The sequence below is a fragment of the Roseiflexus castenholzii DSM 13941 genome, assembly GCF_000017805.1.
Lineage (GTDB): Bacteria > Chloroflexota > Chloroflexia > Chloroflexales > Roseiflexaceae > Roseiflexus > Roseiflexus castenholzii.
Genome location: NC_009767.1, coordinates 1,686,843 through 1,708,609, shown reverse-complemented (window position 1 = coordinate 1,708,609; position 21,767 = coordinate 1,686,843). Strand labels below are relative to the sequence as shown.

General features: G+C 59.4%; 26 protein-coding genes. 22 read left to right on the top strand and 4 right to left on the bottom strand.

Features of this window, described 5'->3' with window-relative positions; genetic code table 11:
* Positions 1 to 40: 40 nt before the first annotated feature.
* Positions 41 to 493: a hypothetical protein gene (locus tag RCAS_RS06780; protein WP_012119854.1), complete on the bottom strand. Its 453-nt coding sequence runs from the start codon at positions 491 to 493 to the stop codon at positions 41 to 43.
* A gap of 78 nt (positions 494 to 571) precedes the next feature.
* Between RCAS_RS06780 and RCAS_RS06775 the strand changes: the two genes are divergently transcribed.
* The 21 genes from RCAS_RS06775 to RCAS_RS06695 all read left to right on the top strand — a co-directional run bounded on the left by RCAS_RS06775 (position 572) and on the right by RCAS_RS06695 (position 17,674).
* On the top strand, positions 572 to 1,570 hold the full coding sequence (locus RCAS_RS06775) for a glycosyltransferase family 2 protein (RefSeq protein ID WP_012119853.1): 999 nt from the start codon (positions 572 to 574) through the stop codon (positions 1,568 to 1,570).
* A gap of 239 nt (positions 1,571 to 1,809) precedes the next feature.
* Positions 1,810 to 2,589, top strand: coding sequence for a hypothetical protein (locus RCAS_RS06770; protein WP_012119852.1), 780 nt, complete (start codon positions 1,810 to 1,812; stop codon positions 2,587 to 2,589).
* Between the two features lie 159 nt (positions 2,590 to 2,748).
* Positions 2,749 to 4,014, top strand: a complete 1,266-nt coding sequence (locus RCAS_RS06765) for a COG1361 family protein (protein ID WP_012119851.1) — start codon at positions 2,749 to 2,751, stop codon at positions 4,012 to 4,014.
* Position 4,015: 1 nt separating this feature from the next.
* Positions 4,016 to 4,543, top strand: coding sequence for a methylated-DNA--[protein]-cysteine S-methyltransferase (locus RCAS_RS06760; RefSeq protein ID WP_012119850.1), 528 nt, complete (start codon positions 4,016 to 4,018; stop codon positions 4,541 to 4,543).
* A gap of 92 nt (positions 4,544 to 4,635) precedes the next feature.
* A complete protein-coding gene (locus RCAS_RS06755; RefSeq protein ID WP_012119849.1) occupies positions 4,636 to 4,992 on the top strand; it encodes an NADH-quinone oxidoreductase subunit A in 357 nt (118 codons plus the stop codon).
* Entirely contained in the window at positions 4,983 to 5,486 is a 504-nt protein-coding gene (locus RCAS_RS06750) for an NADH-quinone oxidoreductase subunit B (RefSeq protein WP_012119848.1), read from the top strand. Before RCAS_RS06755 ends, RCAS_RS06750 begins: the two co-directional genes overlap by 10 nt.
* 75 nt (positions 5,487 to 5,561) lie before the next feature.
* Complete coding sequence (locus RCAS_RS06745; protein ID WP_012119847.1) at positions 5,562 to 6,086, top strand: NADH-quinone oxidoreductase subunit C; 525 nt, start codon at positions 5,562 to 5,564, stop codon at positions 6,084 to 6,086.
* A 6-nt stretch (positions 6,087 to 6,092) separates the two neighbouring features.
* Complete coding sequence (gene nuoD, locus RCAS_RS06740; protein ID WP_012119846.1) at positions 6,093 to 7,346, top strand: NADH dehydrogenase (quinone) subunit D; 1,254 nt, start codon at positions 6,093 to 6,095, stop codon at positions 7,344 to 7,346.
* Positions 7,347 to 7,372: 26 nt separating this feature from the next.
* Entirely contained in the window at positions 7,373 to 7,897 is a 525-nt protein-coding gene (gene nuoE, locus RCAS_RS06735; RefSeq protein ID WP_012119845.1) for an NADH-quinone oxidoreductase subunit NuoE, read from the top strand.
* A gap of 19 nt (positions 7,898 to 7,916) precedes the next feature.
* Positions 7,917 to 10,706: a cation-translocating P-type ATPase gene (locus RCAS_RS06730; protein ID WP_012119844.1), complete on the top strand. Its 2,790-nt coding sequence runs from the start codon at positions 7,917 to 7,919 to the stop codon at positions 10,704 to 10,706.
* 17 nt (positions 10,707 to 10,723) lie between these two features.
* Entirely contained in the window at positions 10,724 to 11,158 is a 435-nt protein-coding gene (locus tag RCAS_RS06725) for a universal stress protein (RefSeq protein ID WP_012119843.1), read from the top strand.
* Between the two features lie 218 nt (positions 11,159 to 11,376).
* Entirely contained in the window at positions 11,377 to 11,838 is a 462-nt protein-coding gene (locus tag RCAS_RS23860) for a bifunctional hydroxymethylpyrimidine kinase/phosphomethylpyrimidine kinase (protein ID WP_041330321.1), read from the top strand.
* A 6-nt stretch (positions 11,839 to 11,844) separates the two neighbouring features.
* Positions 11,845 to 12,261 carry a bifunctional hydroxymethylpyrimidine kinase/phosphomethylpyrimidine kinase gene (locus tag RCAS_RS26455; protein ID WP_157042576.1) on the top strand — a complete coding sequence of 139 codons (417 nt, stop codon included), beginning with the start codon at positions 11,845 to 11,847 and terminating at the stop codon, positions 12,259 to 12,261.
* A 550-nt stretch (positions 12,262 to 12,811) separates the two neighbouring features.
* Positions 12,812 to 13,633, top strand: coding sequence for a site-specific DNA-methyltransferase (locus RCAS_RS06715; protein WP_012119841.1), 822 nt, complete (start codon positions 12,812 to 12,814; stop codon positions 13,631 to 13,633).
* 252 nt (positions 13,634 to 13,885) lie between these two features.
* Positions 13,886 to 14,140 carry a hypothetical protein gene (locus RCAS_RS23240; protein ID WP_049768803.1) on the top strand — a complete coding sequence of 85 codons (255 nt, stop codon included), beginning with the start codon at positions 13,886 to 13,888 and terminating at the stop codon, positions 14,138 to 14,140.
* Positions 14,130 to 14,705 carry a hypothetical protein gene (locus RCAS_RS06710; protein WP_012119839.1) on the top strand — a complete coding sequence of 192 codons (576 nt, stop codon included), beginning with the start codon at positions 14,130 to 14,132 and terminating at the stop codon, positions 14,703 to 14,705. The genes RCAS_RS23240 and RCAS_RS06710 overlap by 11 nt, the downstream gene beginning before the upstream one ends.
* A gap of 96 nt (positions 14,706 to 14,801) precedes the next feature.
* Positions 14,802 to 15,140, top strand: a complete 339-nt coding sequence (locus RCAS_RS06705) for a hypothetical protein (RefSeq protein WP_041330320.1) — start codon at positions 14,802 to 14,804, stop codon at positions 15,138 to 15,140.
* 28 nt (positions 15,141 to 15,168) lie between these two features.
* Positions 15,169 to 15,336, top strand: a complete 168-nt coding sequence (locus RCAS_RS24980; RefSeq protein ID WP_157042575.1) for a hypothetical protein — start codon at positions 15,169 to 15,171, stop codon at positions 15,334 to 15,336.
* 628 nt (positions 15,337 to 15,964) lie between these two features.
* Entirely contained in the window at positions 15,965 to 16,222 is a 258-nt protein-coding gene (locus RCAS_RS24975) for a hypothetical protein (RefSeq protein ID WP_157042574.1), read from the top strand.
* Between the two features lie 7 nt (positions 16,223 to 16,229).
* A complete protein-coding gene (locus RCAS_RS24970) occupies positions 16,230 to 16,772 on the top strand; it encodes a hypothetical protein (RefSeq protein ID WP_157042573.1) in 543 nt (180 codons plus the stop codon).
* A gap of 623 nt (positions 16,773 to 17,395) precedes the next feature.
* A complete protein-coding gene (locus RCAS_RS06695) occupies positions 17,396 to 17,674 on the top strand; it encodes a hypothetical protein (RefSeq protein WP_041330316.1) in 279 nt (92 codons plus the stop codon).
* Positions 17,675 to 17,926: 252 nt separating this feature from the next.
* On the opposite strand, the gene RCAS_RS24965 is transcribed toward RCAS_RS06695, so the two are convergent.
* From RCAS_RS24965 to RCAS_RS06685, 3 genes are all read right to left on the bottom strand, one after another.
* On the bottom strand, positions 17,927 to 18,091 hold the full coding sequence (locus RCAS_RS24965; protein WP_157042572.1) for a hypothetical protein: 165 nt from the start codon (positions 18,089 to 18,091) through the stop codon (positions 17,927 to 17,929).
* A 611-nt stretch (positions 18,092 to 18,702) separates the two neighbouring features.
* Positions 18,703 to 19,518, bottom strand: a complete 816-nt coding sequence (gene menH, locus RCAS_RS06690) for a 2-succinyl-6-hydroxy-2,4-cyclohexadiene-1-carboxylate synthase (RefSeq protein ID WP_198136015.1) — start codon at positions 19,516 to 19,518, stop codon at positions 18,703 to 18,705.
* A gap of 3 nt (positions 19,519 to 19,521) precedes the next feature.
* Positions 19,522 to 20,376: an ImmA/IrrE family metallo-endopeptidase gene (locus tag RCAS_RS06685; protein WP_012119836.1), complete on the bottom strand. Its 855-nt coding sequence runs from the start codon at positions 20,374 to 20,376 to the stop codon at positions 19,522 to 19,524.
* Between the two features lie 633 nt (positions 20,377 to 21,009).
* Between RCAS_RS06685 and RCAS_RS06680 the strand changes: the two genes are divergently transcribed.
* Positions 21,010 to 21,735 (top strand): phosphoribosyltransferase, encoded by a 726-nt coding sequence (locus RCAS_RS06680; RefSeq protein ID WP_012119835.1) that lies wholly within the window; start codon positions 21,010 to 21,012, stop codon positions 21,733 to 21,735.
* Positions 21,736 to 21,767 lie beyond the last annotated feature (32 nt).

Here is a 21,767-nt window from a genome sequence, read left to right as displayed (position 1 = left end):
CGGCGTACAGCCAGGGGCGTGATAGATGTTGAATGGATCGTTATTCGCGCAGGCGCGTCGTTTCACCGGTCGCCGGGCGATCCATGGGCGGATGCGGCGCAGCGCCAGGGTGTACCGTGATGGGGACCCTGGTCGTCTCCGGCGATGGCGCGCCTGTGCGTGGACGGCGCAACCCTCCGATGAAGCGCTGCATCTGTGCGTCGATCTCCGTTTCGCGCCCGCGCGCCAGGATGCTGATACCCGCAAGGAAGAGCACGCCGGGGAACAAAAAGTCGATCAACAGGAGCACTCCCAATCCGACGCCCCACAGGACCGCCTGCACGGCTTCGGATGTGCGCGTTGCGCGCCGCTGGATGTATGCCGCCACGCCACCGGCAATCAGCGCCCCTGGCAGCAAGAGCCACCACAGGTTCAACCACCAGATGACACCCAGAACGATCAAACCAATGCCAATCGCTGCTGAGCGACGGTTGTCATACACGAAGTTCATCATCAGACTCCTTATCTTGTATCGCTCCGTCTACACCTTTGTACGCCGGAGTGATCGGTTTTGTTGCATCAGGTTGTCGTGATGCTCTCCGTCATCATCGTGACCTGGAACGGCAGACGCTTCCTGGATCCCTGCCTGCGCGCGGTCTCTGCACAACTTCAGCCATCCGACGAGATTATCGTTGTCGATAACGGTTCAGTCGATGGCACTGCGGCCTGGCTGGCGCATGCCTGGCGCCGGGTGCGCCTGATTGCGCTTCCATCAAACCTGGGATTTGCCGGCGGCGTCAACGTCGGGTTGCGCGCGGCGCGTGGCGAGCTGCTGCTGCTCCTGAACAACGATGCATTCGTCGAATCGGGATGCGTGCCTGCACTGGTCGAAACAATGTATCAGTATCCGCAAATCGGCGCTGCCGCCGGAGTGCTGACGTTCGATCATCGCCCCGAACTGATCGCTTCGGCAGGCATCACTGCCCGCCGCGACGGGCTGGCGCTTGATCGGTGGAGCGGGTGCAATGTGCATTCGCTGCCGGCAACGCGACAAGCGGTTATGGGCGCAAGCGGCGGACTGGCGCTCTACCGGCGCACGATGCTCGAGGACATCGGATTGATGGCGCCAGATTTTTTCAACTACCTTGAAGATGTTGATCTGGCGTGGCGCGCACAGTTGCGGGGATGGGCATGTTTTCTGGCGCCCAATGCCCGTGCGCGGCATATCTATTCCGCCACCGGCGGGCAGGGGTCGCCGCTGAAGCAGCGGTTACTGGGGCGCAATCGCTTGCGCGCCATCATCCGCTGTTTCCCAACCGGCGTGTTGCGTGCCTGCCTGCCCCACATACTGGCATATGAGGTCTTGGCGCTGACCTACGCGGCGCTTACCCGCAAACCTGCGATGATCGCCGGGCGTGTCGAGGCGTTGCGCGACCGGCGCACACTGCTGCACGAGCGGCGTTGCATCCAGGCGCGACGCATAGTTTCAGATTACGCATTCGCCGCCTGGCTTGAGCCGCCGCCACCGCCGTGGCAGACGTTGCGCACAGCCAGATACCTCAACGCGATTCTGGAAGCCAGGGAACATTGAAAGCAAAGAGCCAGGGAGAGCGATGAGATCGAGACGAGATGCTTCGCTGCGCTCAGCATGACACCGGACAGTTACCCGGCGCGCAGCGAAGGGGCGCCCCATGGGCGAACCAGAGGCTTCGCTCAGCACAACGCAGCATTTCTCGGCGCATCAGATTGCGCGATGACCGATCATCACGCGCCACCGGCAAAAGCCTGCTACAATAAGCATCGATACTCATCCTGGCGCCTGGTGAGAAAATGAACCCATTCCGAGTCTTCTGGCAATCGGCGCGCGACACGTTCGAGGACCTGCTGCCGCTCACGCTCATCAGCACGGTCTGGTTGCTCGTCGTGCTGCCGCTCCCTCTGCTCGCCGGCGGTTTTGCAGTCGGCGGCGCGCCCCTCGGCGCAGCGGCGTTTCTCTTGCTCACGACGCTGCCAATGGGTATAGTCAGCACAGGGTTGACAGTTCTTGCCCAACGAATTCATGAAGGGCGCACCATCTCGTGGAGCGACTTTGTGGCCGGTGCGCGGCAGTATTATCGCTTCGGATGGCAACTCTACGGGGCATGGCTTGCCGGGCTCCTGATCCTCGTGGTCAATCTCGTCTTTTACGCCCAGATGGAAGCGCCAGCCAGCGCATATCTGATGCTTCTGTTCGCCTACCTGCTAGTGGCGTGGATCAGCCTGTTGATCTACCTTGGTCCGCTGGCGCTTCTTCAAGAGCGCCCGAGTGTGCGCCTGGCGTTTCGCAATGCATTCGTTCTCGCGTTCGGCAGACCCTTGTTTACAATCGTGACCCAGGGACTGATGAGCATCATCGTCTTCCTCTCGCTGTGGCCGCCGTTGTTGCTGCTGCTCCTGATCACACCTGCACTACTGGCGGTGTGGGGGTTTCGCGCCACTGTGACATTGATTGCGGACGCCGAAGCGCGGCGCGCAGCGCAGCAGGAGCACCAACGCGCGGTTGCAACAACGCCCTCCAATCCGCCTGCCACCGAAAAAGGGCGCGGTGGACAGATTCGACCGCGAGAATAGATTGGCGCCTGTCCAAAAACCACACGCTGCTGTCCTGACGATTCGCGCCCATGCCGAAGCAATCGCCTGTTGCAGCGGGGAATTGCTGCATCGCGCCGGACACAGGCAAGACACGACTCGCAATGACAGGACAGGCGCCGGTTCAAAAAGGAGGCGTTTATGGACTCACCAGGCACGCCACTGACCGGATGGCGCCCGTTCATTGCCGCAGTCATCGTTGCGATTGCGACCGTGGCGCTCTGCTACCTGGCGGCGCCGGCGCATCTTGCGGCAGCGCCTGCGGCGCAGATCGGCACGCTGAGCATGGAAATCTCGAAACGTCTCCAGGGCTCGGATGTCATTCAGGTTGGACAGGAACTGACATTCACCATTCGCATCACGAACACCGGCACAATCTCGATCACAACACTGCCATTGATCGATGAATACGAATCGAGCATTCTGCAACTCGAACGCACCGACCCGCTTTCGTCGACCAATATCGTCACGCCGGCAATCGGCGGCGGACTGATCACCTGGAGCGATTTGACGACGGACACGGTCTTTGGTCCGCTCAATCCAGGACAATCAATTGAGATTATCACCGTCTTTCGCGCTATCGCACCGCGTGTGGCGACGGTCAATCGGGCGCGCATCGGCGCCGCCGTAGGATTCGGCGGGCAGGAATATGCGGGTGAGGGGCGCAGCAGCAGTGGCGATGCAATCGGCGGCCAGGTCGTTGTGCGAAAAGAGATTGTGACCGATACCGTCGCCGCCAGCGGACTGCCGCTGACATTTACCATTACGATCAGCAACGATGGCGCCGCCGATCTCACCCGCATCCCACTGCGTGATACGTTCGATCCAACCTACCTGGCGTTTGCCGGCGCCGTTCCACCGCCAACGGTCACTTCCACTTCGTCCATCACCGAGAGCGTCCTGGAGTGGGACGATGTGTTGCCGGGGCTTGGTCTGACGCGCCTGCGTCCGGGTGAAGTAATCACCGTCACAACCATCTTTACGGCGTTGCGATCAGTGGATGGGGCATTCATCAACCGTGCTGAAGCCGTGGGAGTGCGTGACGAATTCGACGACGAGGTGCAGGCGCCGCGTCAGGCAGAGGTTCCGATCCGGATCATTCCCGGACCGGCGGAGGCGACGCCAACTCCCACGTCAACCGCAACTCCAACTCCTGCTCCTGTCGAAGAGCCACAACCACGCCCGACGGATGTTCCGGCAACTCCAACCGAGACCCCGACGCCAACCATTGAGGCAGTCATTGCGACGGAGACCCCCGAAGCGGCTGGGGCTGTGGTCACGCCAACGGTTCCTGCGCCGGCAACGCTGCCGCGCACTGGCGGATCGGGGGGTATCCCCTGGATTCTGGCGGTTGCGGCGCTGATAATCGGCACTGCGCTGGCGCTTCGCTTGCGATTGAGGTTCTGATATGGAGCGGAAACGTATCATTCGATATAGCGTGTCTCCCTCTGCATTCGGCTATCTGCTGATCGCCGCAACCGAACGCGGTATCTGCACAGTGGCGCTAGGTGACAACCCGGCGGCGTTGATCAATGATCTGGCGCGCAGATTCGGTGATACAATCCTCGATCAAGCCGGAGGGTTGCCCGGGGGGTGGATGAACATTCTGCTCGGCTATCTGAACGGGGAGCGGAAGAACCTCGATCTGCCGCTCGATGTGGCAGCAACACCGTTTCAGCAGGAAGTCTGGAATGCGCTCCGCGCCATTCCTTACGGGACAACGCAGACCTATCAGCAGGTGGCGCAGCGGATCGGGCGCCCTGACGCAACGCGCGCTGTGGCGCAGGCATGCGCCAACAACCCGGTCGCACTGATCGTGCCGTGCCATCGCGTCGTGCGCACCGATGGCACATCAGGCGGGTATCGCTGGGGGATCGAACGAAAACGCGCCCTGATCGCGCACGAAGCGGCGCACATTGAACTTTGTGCATCTTGACACAAGTCTGGAAGGGCGTATAATGCCATACATCCGCGCGTTTCTGCGCAAAGACGCGACTGTTCTGCGCCTGGCGCAACAGGGAGCCGTTGATGCTGATCGACTATCTGCCCATTCTGACGCTGTTCCTGGTGGCGATGTTCATCGCTGTCTTTGTCATTGTGCTGTCGCGCTACCTGGGACCACAGCGCCCCAACCGACGCAAGTTGATGCCGTATGAGTCGGGGATGGAGCCGATTGGACCGGCACAGCGCCGTTTTCCGATCAAGTTCAATCTGGTAGCGATGCTGTTCATCCTGTTCGATATCGAGATTATCTTCCTTTTTCCTTATGCGCTGGTGTATCGGCAACTCGGCGTTCCCGGGCTGGCGGTGATGGGAGTGTTCTTTGTGGTGCTGGTGATCGGACTGGTGTATGAGTGGCGGCGAGGAGCGTTACGATGGGAATAGAGCAGAAGGCAGGCGATATGGGGATTGTCACCGCCTCGCTCGAGCAGGTGGTGAACTGGAGCCGCTCTAATGCCATGTGGCCCCTATTGTTCGGGCTGGCATGCTGCGCCATCGAAATGATGGGCGCGCAGGGCGCCAATTATGACCTGTCGCGCTTTGGCATGGAGATTAACCGCGCATCGCCGCGCCAGGCGGATCTGATGATCGTCGCGGGGCGCGTGTCGCGCAAGATGGCGCCAGTGGTGCGCCGCCTCTACGATCAGATGGCGGACCCAAAGTGGGTGATTGCTATGGGCGATTGTGCTGCATGCGGCGGGGTGTTCAACAACTATGCAATTGTGCAGGGGGTCGATGAGATTGTGCCGGTCGATGTGTATGTCGCCGGGTGCCCGCCGCGCCCCGAGGCGCTGATCGATGGGATCATTCATCTGCACGAGAAAGTCCGGCGTATGCGGCTCGATGGCACACTGCGCGAACCGGTTCATCTGTCGTAAGCAGGCGTAACATCAGCGTGCGATATACTGCGGGTATGCATGGCGCAACCCGCTTTTTATGCCAGGAGGACAATAATGGCGCTCGATAATCCCACCGTCCTGGCGCGCTTACAGGCGGCGTTACCTGATGCACTTCTGGGATCGTCGGAGTTCCGCGGCGACCTGAGTGTCCATGTTCGCCCGGAGCGGATCGTCGATGTGGCGCGCTTCCTGCGCGACGATCCGGAACTGCGCTATCATTTCCTCGAAAATCTGTGCGGCGTCGATTATCTCGGGCGTGAACCACGTTTCGAGGTCGTCTATCATCTGCTGTCGTTCGCCAATCGTCATCGTATCTGCCTGAAAGTCGGCGTCAGCGAGCGCAATCCGTCGGTTCCGTCGCTCACCGAACTCTGGCCCGGCGCCAATTACCACGAGCGCGAAACGTTCGATATGTTCGGCATCGTCTTTACCGGTCATCCCTGCCTTGATCGCATTCTGATGCCGGAAGATTGGGAGGGTCATCCGTTGCGAAAGGATGTGCCGCTCGGCGCCGAAGAAGTGGCGTTCACCTTCAACCAGGATCGCATCTACGCGCACAAGCCGTTTGCAAAGGAGTAGGCAGACATGACCGTTGCAGAAACCCGTGCGCGCAATCTGAGCATCCCCGCTCCCAGCCAGATTACCCGTCCGGCGCTCGAAGGGGTGAAAGAGACCATGGTTCTGAACATGGGTCCGCATCACCCCAGCACCCACGGCGTGCTGCGGCTGGTCGTCGAACTCGATGGCGAGACAGTCGTTGATGTTGCGCCCGACATTGGCTACCTCCATACCGGCATCGAAAAAACGATGGAGAGTAAAACGTATCAGAAAGCGGTCGTGTTGACCGACCGCACGGATTATCTGGCGCCGCTCTCCAACAATCTGAGTTATGTGCTGGCGGTCGAGAAACTGCTCGGATGCGAGGTTCCAGAGCGCGCCACCGTTGCGCGGGTGCTGCTGGTCGAACTGCAACGCATCGCCAGCCATCTGGTGTGGCTCGGCACGCACGCGCTCGACCTGGCAGCCATGAGTGTGTTCCTCTATGGCTTCCGCGAACGCGAACAAATTCTCGATATTTTTGAACTGGTCTCGGGCGCGCGCATGATGACCAGTTATTTCCGCGTCGGCGGGCTGGCGTATGACCTGCCAATCGAGTTCGATGCCGCTGTCGAGGCATTCCTTGCGATCATGCCGGGGCGCATCGATGAGTACGAAGCGCTGCTGACCGATAATCCGCTCTGGATCGAGCGCACGCAGGGCATTGGCGCCATCGATAGCGAGGCCGCCATTGCGCTGGGGCTGACCGGACCTGGACTGCGCGCGACTGGCGTGGCGTGGGACTTGCGCAAAACCATGCCCTACTGCGGCTATGAGACCTACTCCTTCGCCGTTCCGACCGCCACCCATGGCGATATTTATGACCGCTATCTGGTGCGCATGGCGGAAATGCGCGAAAGTGTCTCGATCTGTCGCCAGGCGTTGCAACGGTTGCGCGACATCGGTCCTGGACCGTATATGACGCTGGATCGCAAGATTGCGCCGCCGCCGAAGAGCGAAATTACGCAGAGCATGGAGGCGCTCATTCACCATTTTAAGTTGTGGACCGAGGGCTTTAAGCCGCCGCGCGGCGATGCGCTGGCGGCGGTGGAGTCGCCTCGCGGCGAATTGGCAACCTACATCGTGAGCGATGGCAGCGCCAAACCGTATCGGGTCCATTTCCGCGCGCCTTCGTTTGTCAATCTGCAATCGCTGCCGCACATGGCACGTGGGCATCTGGTCGCCGATCTGGTGGCGCTGATTGCCTCGCTCGACCCGGTGCTCGGAGAAGTTGATCGCTAACCCCTGAGAGAGGACGAGAATCCGGTATGTCGCTGATCGAAAAGTACGGCGCTGAGATTGAATCAATCATCGCGCGTTACCCTCATAAGCGGAGCGCCGTTCTTCCGCTGCTCTTCATTGCGCAGGACGAGTATGGCTATCTGACCGACGCAGCCATGCGCGAAGTGGCGACCCTGCTCGACATGCCGCCAACCGATGTGTTCGAGGTCGCCGGTTTTTATTCGCTGCTGTATGAACAGCCGGTGGGCAGGTGGGTATTGCAGGTGTGCGATGATGTGCCGTGCGCGTTTTGCGGCGCTGAAGACCTGATCGCCGCGCTGCAAGCGAAACTGGGGATCGCGGTCGATCAGACGACGCCCGATGGCATGTTCACGCTGCAACGGGTCAAATGCCTGGCAGACTGTGATCACGCGCCGGTATTGCAGGCGAACCTGGAATACTATCACGACCTGACGACGCCGGAGAAGGTCGATGCGGTGCTGGCGGAACTCCGTCGGCGCGCAGAGTCTGGCGAGAAACTCAGCATTTCAGGGCGGTACGCAGACCGGTGACCTGTTTGCGAGGAGCGTCGTGTCGGACCACTCGCTCGATCAGATTGCGGCAATGTCGCCGCTTGAGGTCTGCGCCGCGTTGCAGACTGCACCACACGGCCTCGACGAAGCAGAGGCGCGGAGACGCCGTGAACGCTACGGTCCCAATGCGATTGCCGATACCCTGCCGGTCTCGACACTTCGCCGCCTGATCGCGGCCTTCGCCAACTGGATTTCGCTGATCCTCTTGATCGCCGGTCTCCTGGCATTCCTCAGCGATACGCCTATTATCGGGTGGATCATCCTGGTTGTTGCCCTCCTTAATGGCGTGTTCACCGCCTGGCAGGAGTATCTTGCCGAACGCGCCATCGCCGCGCTGCGCCAGTTGTTGCCCGCAACCGCCTATGTGCGTCGCGCCGGTCAGGTGCGTCAGATACCGACAACCGAGGTCGTTCCTGGAGATGTTCTGCCGCTGAAACCGGGCACGGTCGTTGTGGCGGACGGCTACCTGATCTCCAGTGATGGGTTGCGTGTCAAGCAGACTGCGCTGACCGGCAATGCTGCGCCAGTGACCAAAGTGGCCGGCGCGATGCCCGATCCGACGCTGGCGCTGGTCGAACGTCCCAACATTCTGCTGGCGGGCACGGTTGTGTTCGAAGGACAGGGCAGCCTGGTCGTTGTGCATACTGGGATGCAGACCCTGCTGGGCACGATTGCCGAAAGCACCGCAGCGCTTCGCGCCGAACCAAGTCCGCTGGGGCAGGCATTGAACGCGCTCGCCGCCACGATCACCCGTGTGGCGATTGTCGCCGGGATTGGCGCGTTTCTGTTGACGGTTGTAGGACAGCAATTTTCCGTTCAGGCTGGCATCATTTTTGCCATCGGCATGATCGTGGCATTCGTGCCAGAAGGGTTGCTGCCAACGGTCACGCTGGCGCTGGCGCTGGCGCGGCGACGCCTGGCGCGTTATGGCGTGCTGGTGCGTCGGCTGGCGGGGGTCGAAAGCCTGAGTTCGGCGACGGTGCTGTGCCTTGATCGGGTTGAGACGTTGACCGGCAGTGCCCTGACGGTCAACGCTATCTGGGCAGGCGGACGAGTTTATACCGCCACCGGCAGCGGTTATCGACCGGAAGGTGCATTTCTGCACGAACGCGCACTGGTGCGGGTTTCGTCGAACCCCGATCTGACTGCCGTGCTGCACGCGGCGGTGTTGTGCAACAATTCGCGTCTGCTGCCGCCCGACGCCAGCAACCCCGATTGGCACATTGTCGGCGATCCCCTGGAAGGCGCCCTGTTGGCGACCGCAGCGCGCGGCGGCATTAATGACGCATCGATTGGCAATCACGTGGTGCGGTTGCAGAGTTTCCCCCACGAGCCGCGCCGTCAACTCGGCAGTGTGGTGGTGACGATTGAGCGCAATGGGAAGCGTGAACTGGCTGCCTATGTGCGCGGCGCCGGACGCGTCGTTCTCTCCCTCTGCGTCGCCATCCAGCGGCGCGGGATGGCGACGGCGCTGGATGAAGCGACGCGCCAGGAAATCGAGCAGATCATCGATGATCACGCCCGAACCGGCCAACGAGTGGTCGCCTTCGCAATGCGCACACTCGAAGAGCCACAGGAAGGGATGATGTGGCGCGCGCGCGATATCGAACACGATCTGACGTTTCTCGGTTTTGCGGCGCTCCAGGAGCCGCCCCAACCAGAAGTCGTCCGGTTGATCGAAGGATGTCATAAGGCAGGAATCCGGGTGATTGTCGTCACCGGTGCGTATGGACTGGCTGCCGAAGCAGCGGCACGGCGGGTAGGGTTGATCGATACACCGCACGTCCACATCGTCACCGGCGCCGATCTCGACGATATGAGCAGCGCCAATCTTGGGCTGCTGCTCGCACCGCTGGAAGATGTGATATTTGCGCAAATGGATGCGGTGCATAAACGGCGGATCGTCGAAGCATTGCAGCAACGCGGCGAGGTGGTAGCGTTTTTGGGAGATAGCATCAACGATGCGCCGGCGCTACGGCAGGCGGAAATTGGCGTGGTCGTCAGCGCATCGGGAACGGCAGTCGCGCTTGCCGCCGCCGACATTGTGCTCAACGCACAACATCCCGCCGGTCTGCTCCTGGCGATCGAGGAAGGGCGCGCGATTTTCGCCAACATCCAGAAACTCGCTGCCTACATTTTTGCGCACAATGTCGCCGAAGCCGCAGTGATCGTCGTGAGCGTCGTCGCCGGCATTCCATTGCCGCTGACGGTGTTGCAGGTGCTGGCGATCGACGTGGGAACGGAACTGCTTCCCTCGGTGGCGTTGAGCGCCGAGCCTCCCGAACCCGGCATTCTGGAACATCCGCCGCGTCCGCGCACGGCGCCGCTGCTCGACCGTGAAACATTGCTGCGGACGTTTGCGATGCTGGGAATGCTGGAAGGTATGCTGGCGCTGCTGGCGTTCTTCGCGGTGTACTGGAGCGCCGGGTGGCGGCCAGGCATGCCGATGGATAACAGTGGCGACCTCTACGCGCAGGCGACGACCCTGACCTATATGGCAATCGTTATGGCGCAGGTCGGGGTGGCATTCGCCAGCCGAACGCGCCGGAGTTCGGTCTTTCACATTGGTCTCTTCACCAACCGGGCGTTGGTGATCGGAACGCTGCTCTCGGTGGTTCTGATGCTGGCGCTGGTTTATGTCGAACCGCTGGCGACACTTTTCAACTTTGTGCCGCCGCCGCCCGAACTCTGGCTCATGCTGATCTCCTTCCCGGCAATTATGTTGCTGGTGGACGAAATCTTCAAGTGGTGGCGGCGACGCCACCAGACGGTCCGGTTTGCCTTTTGAGCCATTGCGAGCGACATGTGACCGAACAACGGGCTGCGCCGGTGCGCATTCTGGTGTGCATCAGTGAAGAAGAGCAATCGCAGGCGGTCATCCGCTATGCGGCGCGGGTCGGGGTCGAATTGGGCGCCGAGTTGCTGGCGCTGCACGTCGAGCCACCGGGCGCTGCCACACGCCGCTCGGCGCGCGCCGCGCAGCAACTGGAGCGCAACCTGCGCCTGGCGCGCGATCTGGGCGCCCATGTCAGGGTTATCGACAGTCATCGGGTGGTTGATTCCATTCTCCGCTATGCGCACGACCACAACGTGCAGCGCATTATCGTCGGCAAGCCGCGCCCGCGCACCTGGCGCCACTGGTTCACCGGCGATATTGTGACCAGGCTGCTCCGCGAGACGGACATTCCCATCGAAGTGGCGCCGGGGGTTGCTGAAGAGCAGATCACAGTGGGCGGATAATACCAATGACCGGTGACCATGCCGGATGGTCACCGGTCATTGGTATAACCCGCCACGGGCGGAACGGGAGTTGCGAGGAGGCTACGCATCCCCGGGCCCATCCCAACGAGAATGCAGGGGTGAACAGTATAGGAGGAACACCAGGCACAAAGCCCCCACCATTGCCGGCTCCGACGTGGGCAGAGGCGCGCCATTCAAGCCGCCCTGAAGTTCTGTGTATGGCCCACGGCGTCTACGAGACCGGCGCCATCACCGCCCAGAACACCCTCGGCACGCAGGCGGTCGAACTGCTTTCGCCCAATCTGGTGGTCGCCCGGATCACTCCGGTGCTCGACAACATCGGCGCCGACGCGGTCAAGACCGGCATGCCCGGCGCGGCGCCGATCATCGAGCGCGTGGCCGACGTTCTGCGCCGCTCCGAGGTGCGGCAACCGGTGGTCGATCCGGTGATGGTGGTCAATGGTGGTCAAGCACGGCGACCGGCTGCTCGCTGCCGTCACGGTGAGCGCCCTGCGCGAGGCGCTGTCGCCGCCGGTCCTGGTCATCATGCCGCACTGCCCGACGCATCGGTGCTGCTGGGCGGCCGGTGCAGGACGAGGCGGATATGCGCATCGCGACATGGGACCAGATTGCCCTTGCTCGCGCTACGTGCTGCTGAAGGGCGGACACCGCTCCGGTGACGTGGTGTGCTCTACGACGGGGACACAAACCTCACGTTACGCGCCGCGCGCATCCCCACCCGCCACACCCGCGGCACGGGCTGCACCTGCGCGGCGGCGACCATTGCCCTGCCGGCCCGTAGACTGCCGGTGGAGCAGGACCTACACCGGGACCGCCAATCCCTGCCGGGGGGTCCATCGCTGACGCGCGGCCCATCGGCGCGGGGCAGAGTCCGGTGGCGCACCGCTGGCAGGGATTGCCGGTCATCAGTCAGGTTTGAGGCCACGCTGAATAGCAGACGCAGCAATCGCGCGGCGCGCTTGATCATCGGTGGATCAGACCCGGTGCATAGGTCAACCGGAGGTACATGGCGAGGCGAGAGCGCAAAACGTCTCCAGGCTCCCCACGCACCAAACACGACGACCCCTTACCGGTCAACGTGATGATCGCCTCTATGAAGGGGCGGGAATATGCCGCTAGACCCCAATTCCATCACGTGCAGATGGTGTATGGTATGAAAGCGCATGAACCGCCGCACCCATTCCGATAGAGGCTTTTTCAGTGCAGCGCGCGTAGTGTTTACGGCGCAGCGCGCCGCGCCCATGATCGAGCGGGTTTTGCGATCGGCTGGAAGGAGGAAACCGCTTGACATCGAAAATAGATTGCTCTATGCTCGCAGTGATGTGCCGCGCAATGCGCGCAAACACTAGCGCGTGAGGTTCAGGTTCGTTCTTGGACTGGGCGAGGAGGTCTTCGGCGTTCCACAAACGATGCGGCTTCGTCGCACGTGAGTGTCAGGAGAGAGGGCTTCCGTCCAGCATCGGACAGGCGGGCATCGGCGGACGAAGAGCGGCCGAACGCGGTGCGGGGCGGGGTTAGATGGACGGTCGTCCGTCTCACGGAGTACTGGCTGGAATAGGCGGAGGCGGTTGGTCTACTTCATGTTGGGCCGCTTAATTCAGCCAGCGATTTCACGACACACAGGAGCAAGTGATGTCCTTCAACGCCAAACTTACTAACCTGCTCAAAACCGACCCGCGCTTTGTGGACGACAACGGCGAACTCGTCCTGGCCGCCGTGCAGGACGCCGCATGGAAGATTGACCACGCGCTCGTCAAACTGCTGCTTTCAAACAAGGAAATCAAAGCCAAGTTTTTTGATGAGATTGAATGTCACCGGGTCTTCAATACCAACACCTTCCTCGAATACATCTCCCAAAAGAACTTTTTGGATAATTCCTACACCCGCTTTCGCAACCGCATTGGCTTGACGATTGACGGCAAGTATTCGCGCGAGCGCGGCGAAGTGCTCTCCCTGCTGCGGGAAACCGAAGGACTACGCTACTTTGCGGTTGTCACCGATAAATGGCGCGTGCTCGATTACGTCCGCCAGCAAAATCTCCGCAACCCCGCTTACCGTTATCGTCCCAACGAGTTATACGATTACCTGACACGGCGGTTGTTCAAAAACTTGCTGCACAAAGACGGTGGCTGCTATGAAATTGTCTTTGCAAAACGCGGTGCATCCGACCGCACCGCTGCCTTGCAAGCCGCCCTCGAAACAGCGCGCCAGCGGTTCGCCCAACAGTGGGGCGTCGCTGCCAATGCGCCCATCCGCGTCATCTCTTCCACACACCGCCCCAGCACGCAGGCTTGCAAGCCGCTGATTACTTCACCTGGGCGCCAGCGTCTCTATGAGAAAGGGGAAGACCGCTACCTGAATTACTGTGGAATGCTGTTCATCTGGTTTAGGATATTGACGACAAACGCGCCGCAGGTTATGGCGTGTACTATACAAAAAAAGCCGCCGCCGTGAGCGGCTTTGGAATGGCGCAAACAAAATAAAACGCCAGGGATATAGGGTTTCGGAGACCGTAGTCCCGCAACCACACAGCATGGAGCCGAATCTTGTCCGCTGGCGCCCTCATTATAACCGAACGATAGGATTTTTCAAGCATGATTTCTGGCACGCCCTTCCTTTACGAAACCCTCAACGCCGTCGAGCGGCTGAAAAAAGTCATCGCGGGAGGCGGTGATTTCATCTTGAATGAGTAATTTGGAGCAAGCCATGACTTCTTTTTATTCTGATACCCATCCCAAAATGGAAGCCCTGCAAATTGAACTCCTGCGGCAGGCGAGCCCCACGCGCAAGATGAACATGCTGGCGCAGTTGAACGCCTCCGCTCGCCTGTTGGCGCTGACGGGCTTGCGCGCCCAATATCCGCAAGCCAGCGAAGCCGAACTGCGCCGCAGGCTGGCAAGCCTGCTGTTGGGAGAAGAACTGGCGCAAAAAGTGTACGGAGACTTGCCTCATGCAAAATGAACCTGTGGAAGTGACGATCATGGTAACGAGCGTTCTTGAGAGTCTTGGCGTCCCTTATCTCATTAGCGGCTCGCTTGCCTCCGCACTCTATGGCATGGTGCGAACCACGCAGGACTCCGACATTGTGGCAGAAATGCGGCTCGAACACCTTGCGCCTTTTGTCGCCGCCTTGCGAGAAGAATTTTATGTGGACGCCGAGATGATAGCCGAATCCATTCAACATTATTCCAGTTTCAATATCATTCACCGCGAAACGATGTTCAAAGTGGACGTTTTTATCCCGCGTCCACGCCCCTTTCTTCAATCACAACTTGCCCGCGCTCAAAGGCAGACCTTCGTTTTTGAGACTGAAGTCTGCGCAAAATTCGCCAGCCCAGAAGATACGATTCTCTCCAAACTGGAATGGTATCGTCTAGGCGGCGAAGTCTCCGAAAGACAGTGGCGCGATGTTCTCGGCGTGCTAAAAACCCGCGCAGGAGAACTTGACCTGGAGTATCTGCGAAAATGGGCGGGCGAACTCAACGTCAGCGACTTGCTGGAACGCGCATTGAAAGAAGCCGAGTAACCCTATGCCCGAACCCTTCCTCTACGAAAACCTCAACGCCGTCGAGCGCATGGGATTTCTCAAACGAGAAGTCCCCGATTCCGTCTTCAGGCGTTGATGCTCAGCCAGTACAAGCGCGAAGTCGCCGCCAAATACCGCATCAACCTGAAGCCCGTCATCCTGTTCAAGGCGCAAAAGACCATCGCCCAATCGCAGCAAAACAAAGCCAATTTCCATCGGCTGATAGAACGTCTCTCCGCGAAAGAGATTGAAAACATCCGCCTCAAATCAAACATTGACATTGTCCGCCGCGCATTTGCCTTTTTCGACGCTCAGGGCGTTTCCTCCGCCCAACTTGCCGAGCGGCTGAAGCGCGAGTTCAGAGTTTTGCCTTTCGGTCAACGACGAAACCGAAAAGGAAAAGTATCAGATACTCGTCAACACGCTGGAAGATAAAAACAATCACATCCGCGCCGTCTTCGCCGTGCAAACACTCAACGAAGGCTGGGACGTGCTGAATCTGTTCGATATTGTCCGCTGTTACGAACTGCGCGATACAGGCAGAGCGAAAATTGGAACGACCACGCTTTCCGAAGCGCAGTTAATCGGGCGCGGCGCGCTTGATCATCGGTGGATCAGACCCGGTGCATAGGTCAACCGGAGGTACATGGCGAGGCGAGAGCGCAAAACGTCTCCAGGCTCCCCACGCACCAAACACGACGACCCCTTACCGGTCAACGTGATGATCGCCTCTATGAAGGGGCGGGAATATGCCGCTAGACCCCAATTCCATCACGTGCAGATGGTGTATGGTATGAAAGCGCATGAACCGCCGCACCCATTCCGATAGAGGCTTTTTCAGTGCAGCGCGCGTAGTGTTTACGGCGCAGCGCGCCGCGCCCATGATCGAGCGGGTTTTGCGATCGGCTGGAAGGAGGAAACCGCTTGACATCGAAAATAGATTGCTCTATGCTCGCAGTGATGTGCCGCGCAATGCGCGCAAACACTAGCGCGTGAGGTTCAGGTTCGTTCTTGGACTGGGCGAGGAGGTCTTCGGCGTTCCACAAACGATGCGGCTTCGTCGCACGTGAGTGTCAGGAGAGAGGGCTTCCGTCCAGCATCGGACAGGCGGGCATCGGCGGACGAAGAGCGGCCGAACGCGGTGCGGGGCGGGGTTAGATGGACGGTCGTCCGTCTCACGGAGTACTGGCTGGAATAGGCGGAGGCGGTCGGTCTACTTCATGTTAGCCCGCCTTCACCAACAGTGAGTAGCAAAGTTAATGAAAAGACTGGTCTATGCGGTGATAATTCTTGCGCTTATCTACGCGAGTGTTGGTTTGTCCCTGCATTTCAAGTGGAAAAGCGACTGGAAGGCCTGTAAAGAATTGAAGGCAAGCAAAGGAGAGTTTGTCGAACCCCGTGAAGTCTTTGGTGGAATAATTGGCCTTGCTTTCGATGTAAGTGCCTGGCCGATGTACACTTTGGCCAATATCTACCATTTTGGCACACCTTTCCCGCCATGCTCTGTTTCAGAATAGGCCAAAAATGATTTACGCGGCAGAACTTTTTTACTGGCAAGATCAGCAAAGTTTTCCTTTTCAAAAGGCCTTTTTGGTCACGGTAAGAACCGTAGCGCAGTGGTGCATGCATTATCAAGCAAAATTGCTTGCTCCTACAAAGGAGCATCCAGGCCCTATTGAGAAGCAGGGTGTATTGCCGAGCGAACCAGCGGAAAAAGCATCTTTTGTCACAGAACTCGTTCAATGGATTTTTGCAAATTCTCAGATTGATGGGTTATTCTACCTGCTCTTAGATAATCAGCCCATGCCGCAAGCAAACCGAGTTGCCAAATTTGACCATCACGATGACTCCTGCTGTTGGTTCCTCAATCTCACCGAAATTGAATTTGCCATTCTTCAAGATGCTTGGGGCAAAAATGGCTTACCCCTAGACCTATTCTATCCAGAGCAAGAAATGGTTTGTGTGCCATATCCTGGTAAGGGTCTAAAAGCGAAGGTGCTACGGCTGTTTGGCACACAAAAGTGTTATACACCTATGCAATGGCGAACAATGGTTAACAACAAGTAAAAGGCGGGCTAACATACGCTTCCACCTGACGCCGCTCCGCTGCGCTTCGCGGCGCAGGTGAAGCACAAGCCGTTGGGCGGCTCACAACAAGCAAGTTTCGCGAGGTAAAGATGCCCAGAAAAAGAAGAATACCGGTAATACCTGGTCTATCTTTTTCCTGGAAACGCGCTTTGGGAATCTCTCGGGTCAAGCAGAAGTTTGCATGGCAGACAGGCATTCCAACAACAAAGTCCGGCATGCAGCGGAAACTGGGAAGAGGAATACCGGAACTCCTCTGCCCATTTAAAAGGGGGGAGAATTTTCCTGCTGAACATCTCTATCACAATAATCAAGGCAGCAACCCGACGTTGCGAAAATTGCTTTCTATACGGGTAAATCCTACTGTTGCGGGTAAGCGGCCCGCCCTGCCCGTGATTCCCCTGGCCATACCCCTCTGTTGCTCACTGCATGACGTACATGTGTTCTGAAACACCATTCCGCATTCCAATGCGCTTCAGACGATTTGACGGACGCCAGACTCACCCGGTAGGATGGAGTTCTCACCCACCCATCAGACCAGAGGAACCCATGCGCCGGTCGGTCCTATTGTACGCTATGGCGTTCGCCCTGGAGTCGCTCGCCCCGTGGTTGACGCAGTACCTACCGGATCGCGATCCGGTTGCGCGCCGCCATTGCATCCACCCGGGTATCGGCATGATCGCACAACAATCGCTGTTGCGATTGCCGCCGGCAGTCCGTTTCAAGCTACCCCCGAGCGCAACGATACCCAAGTGCAGCGTATGATCCGCGACGCCCGCCGCACGTTGGAAACGGTCTATGACCCCTTCCGGCGCCCGATCCCGGCGACAGTCCCCAGCGCTCATGGCTATCTGCCGCTCGATCAGACCAGACTGTCGCCGTAAATACCGGCAACAGCAAAGGGAACGGAACCCTGCGCCTGGATGTGGCCGACACAAGCGACATTGTCGACGCTGACGGCAACCCGATTGTGAGCTGCCATACACCGGGGGCGAGGTGTACAGTGTGGTGAACCCCTCCCTCGTGCATGTGCCGCTGGTTCACAGGTAACCGGCGACTGACGTCGCGCCGGGCAGGCATTCAGCCGGTCGTCCACGCAGGTGGACGCCTTCACCCCCGTCCACGCACGCAGACGGTCAGCCGCAGATCGCATCAGGGGCGATGTCAATCGCCGGCAACGGCTTCGCTAAAGCCTGCGGCAGCGTGGCGCTCCCGGTTGGTAGTGCGGTGAGGCGGCTTTGCCGCTGCACCGCATCACACAAGAAGACATGTCCTGCGCTGCCGAAAGCGCGAAGAGCCATTGCACACCTAGACTGTGAGGCAACCGTGTCATACCAATGACCGGTGACCATCCGGCATGGTCACCCTGAGCAGCGCAAGGGGTCGTGCGCGTCCCGCCCAGATTCCTCGCTGCGCTCGGAATGACAAGCATGCGGTGGCATGGTCACCCTGAGCAGCGCGAGGGGGCATGCGCGTCCCGCCCAGATTCCTCGCTGCGCTCGGAATGACAAGCATGCGGTGGCATGGTCACCCCGAGCAGCGCGAGGGGTCGTGCGCGTCCCGCCCAGATTCCTCGCTGCGTTTACCCTGAGCGAAGCGAAGGGCTCGGAATGACACGCATGCGGCATCGTCAATCGTCATTGGTATGAGGGGGGATACGCAGGTTGCCGTGACCTCCTGCTCATTTGTATTGTCTCAGGGTGAGGGTGCGCAAGATGCGCTTGCGCCACTCGAAGTCGGTGCTGTTCAACGCGAAGATGCAAGGAATTTGTTCACGCTCCCGGCTGCCTCTCTCACACGTGTCGATTTTTTGATAGGACGCCGCATGAGACTGGCAGGTTCGCCGAAGGACGCACTCCATGCCGAAGGCGCTCAAACGCCGCTCTTATGCGCCAGGCTTTACGAAAAAATCTCAACAGGCGGCAAACCCGAACACGCACCGCGCGAACTCCAGCGGACGTTCGAGATGTGGTGCGTGTCCGGCGCCTTCGATGATCTGGTGTGTCATTGCCGGGCAGCGCGCGCACATTTGGCGGGCAATCGCGGTGAACTTCTCATCGAGCGCGCCGGTGATCGCCAGCGTCGGAATGGTCAGATGCGGCAAAGCATCCCAGAACGACGGTTGTGCGCCGGTTCCCATACTGCGCAGGCTGGCTGCCAGCCCCGAAGGAGAGTTGCGCAGGCGCTCTGCGCGCATGCGCTGCCGCACATAGTCTGGCAACTGTTGCTGACTCGCCCATAACGGCAGTTGCTCCCATTCGTCCACAAATGCTTCGATACCAAGCCGCTCGATGCGTGTGGCGAGCGCCTCGTCGTGGGCGCGCCGCGCTGCACGCTCCGTCTCGGTCGCCAATCCTGGCGAGCCGCTCTCCAGAATCAGCGACCGCACCACATCGGGGTGCAACACTGCAATGCCAAGCGCCAGCCGCGCTCCCATCGAGTATCCGAGCAGGTGCGCCGGCGCCGCATTGAGATGGCGCAGCAGGGCAGCGATATCGGCTGCGACCGACGGCAATGCGCCACGCGTTGGACCCACCGGCGCAGGCGTGCGCCCGTGCCCCGGCAAGTCGATGCGGATCACACGAAAGCGCTGCATGAAATGAGGCACGACCTCATCCCAGGTTGCGCTGCTGCCGGTAAAGCCGTGGAGCAACACGAGCGGATCGCCTCTGCCGGTGTCGAGGTAGTGATATGCGATCCTGGTTACAGAATGGGGGTTCAATGGCACTCCTCAAGAGTAAACGACCTTCATACACAGCCTGCACAACGGTTGCGGCAAAGCGTTTTCCAAGATGCATAGTCTGGATGGCATAGAAATCCCCCCACTCTCAGTCTGCTCTCTGATCTGATATTCATGTTCTCGATAGGCGCTATACAAGTCAAAAAACTCTTGTCGATCAATCAATCCAAGATCGAGCGCACGACGCGCAGCGACAATCTCGCTGACTTTGAAATGACGCGCCAGATATTGGAAAGGACTCCCCGAATGACGCGCATTATCCCAGATCTCTCGTAACCTGGTCGCCGGGATCAGAAACTCCGCAGCAACCTGATTACAAATGATTTCGGTGGTATCATGCGCCGGTTGCATCTCGCGCAGATCGAACACAGCACTGCCTCCAAGCCAGATATGCGCGAGTTCGTGCGCCAGAGTAAACATCTGAGCTGCTTTACCATCAGCAGTGTTGATAAACACAAGAGGGGCATATTCATCAACGAGAACAAAACCGCGAAACTCAGCCGGATCGAGAGGACGATGCGTGTTATTCCCAACCACACTGTTCGCAACGACAATAATGCCAGAGATGTCTGCCCTATCCTGTAAGGACCACATATCCGAAAGCCCCAGACCGCGTCTCATTTCGCGCGCGATCTGTTCGGGTTCGCTTTGGAATGACGCAGAACGAACAAATGGCAGGGGAGCGCACTCGTTTGTGCGCAGGTATTCGCGCATCCACGCCTGACGACGCTCCATCATCTGCACAACCGCGATCAAGTCAGGACTCGGACGCCGCACCGACTCATTCTTGAGGGTGCGGAAAAAAGGAATGAGTAATGTTTCCTCTGGAGGTTTGTCCAGGAACAAAAATCCAAGCGGTGTAGAGGTCGCACGGGAGAATTCCTCGATCTGACGCAGTGTTGGTTGGCGCTCGCCTTCAAGCCACTCAGACAGTCGGGGAAAACGTTGTCGTATGTTTTCCCTTTCCCTGTTAGACTCGCTCTAAAGCCCACTGAAGAAGTGTTGGCTTGATATCCACGCGCGTCATACAAGTGTCTTTCAATTGGCAGCAGTAGGGGGAATATTGAGAAGATCGCCCTGCAACGAATAGATGTTTTATACCAATGACCTGTGACCATCCGGCATGGCCACCGAGCAGCGCGAGGGGTCGTGCGCGACCCGCTCAGATTCCGCGCTGCGTTTACCCTGAGCGAAGCGAAGGGCTCGGAATGACACGCATGCGGCATCGTCAATCGTCATTGGTATCAGAGTGAGTGGAGTGTACCCTCCAACTACCCGTGCTGTCAACCGGCGTATCCCGACGATCACGCTGCGTGAAGCAACCACTACCCCAAATTGCGTCAGACGCGCTACAATAGGAAGACTACAAGAACACTATGCGCTACCGCAACGGTGCGGCAGGCAACAGCGTCCTTCTTGCCTTCATGCGTTCCTGGCGCTCTCCGCCGCCTGTTCCGGTGGCGCGCGGAGGCGTCTGCGATGCGGATCAGAGTCAAAGAGTTTCCTCCGCTCTTTCGTGACCGCCGCGAAGCCGGCAGATTGCTGGCGCAGCGGCTCGCAGCGTGGACCGATCATCCCGATCTGCTGGTGCTGGCACTGCCACGCGGCGGCGTGCCAATCGCCTATGAGGTGGCGCGAGCGCTCCATGCGCCACTCGACATCGTTCTCGTGCGAAAACTCGGCGTGCCCGGTCATGCCGAACTCGCGATGGGCGCGATCGCCGAGGGAGGCGTGCGCGTGCTCAATCACGTTGTCATTCGAGAGCTCGATATTCCAGAAGAGATTATTGACCATGTTGCCAGGGAAGAGCAGCGAATCCTCGAACAACGCCGACGCCTCTACCGAGGTGATCGTCCGCCGCCGACGGTTGAAGGGGCGCGCGTGATACTCATCGACGATGGACTGGCGACCGGTATGACGATAATGGCTGCTATCGAAGCAGTCCGACGGGGTGGACCGGCGGGGATCATGGTGGCTACGCCGGTAGCCGCGCCGGAGAGCGTTGCCGAGATTGAACCGCTTGTCGATGAGGTGGTAGCGTTGGCGACGCCTGAGATGCTCTACGCCATCGGGATGTGGTATAGTGACTTTACGCCAACCAGTGATGCGGAAGTGTGCTCCCTGCTTGCCGAAGCATTGCGTGGCTATACGCCGGGGCCGTGTTCTGATAGAGCGCTCGAACATGGCGGCGAAAACGCTCCATGACAACTATGCACATCATCGCTCTCTCTTGGTTC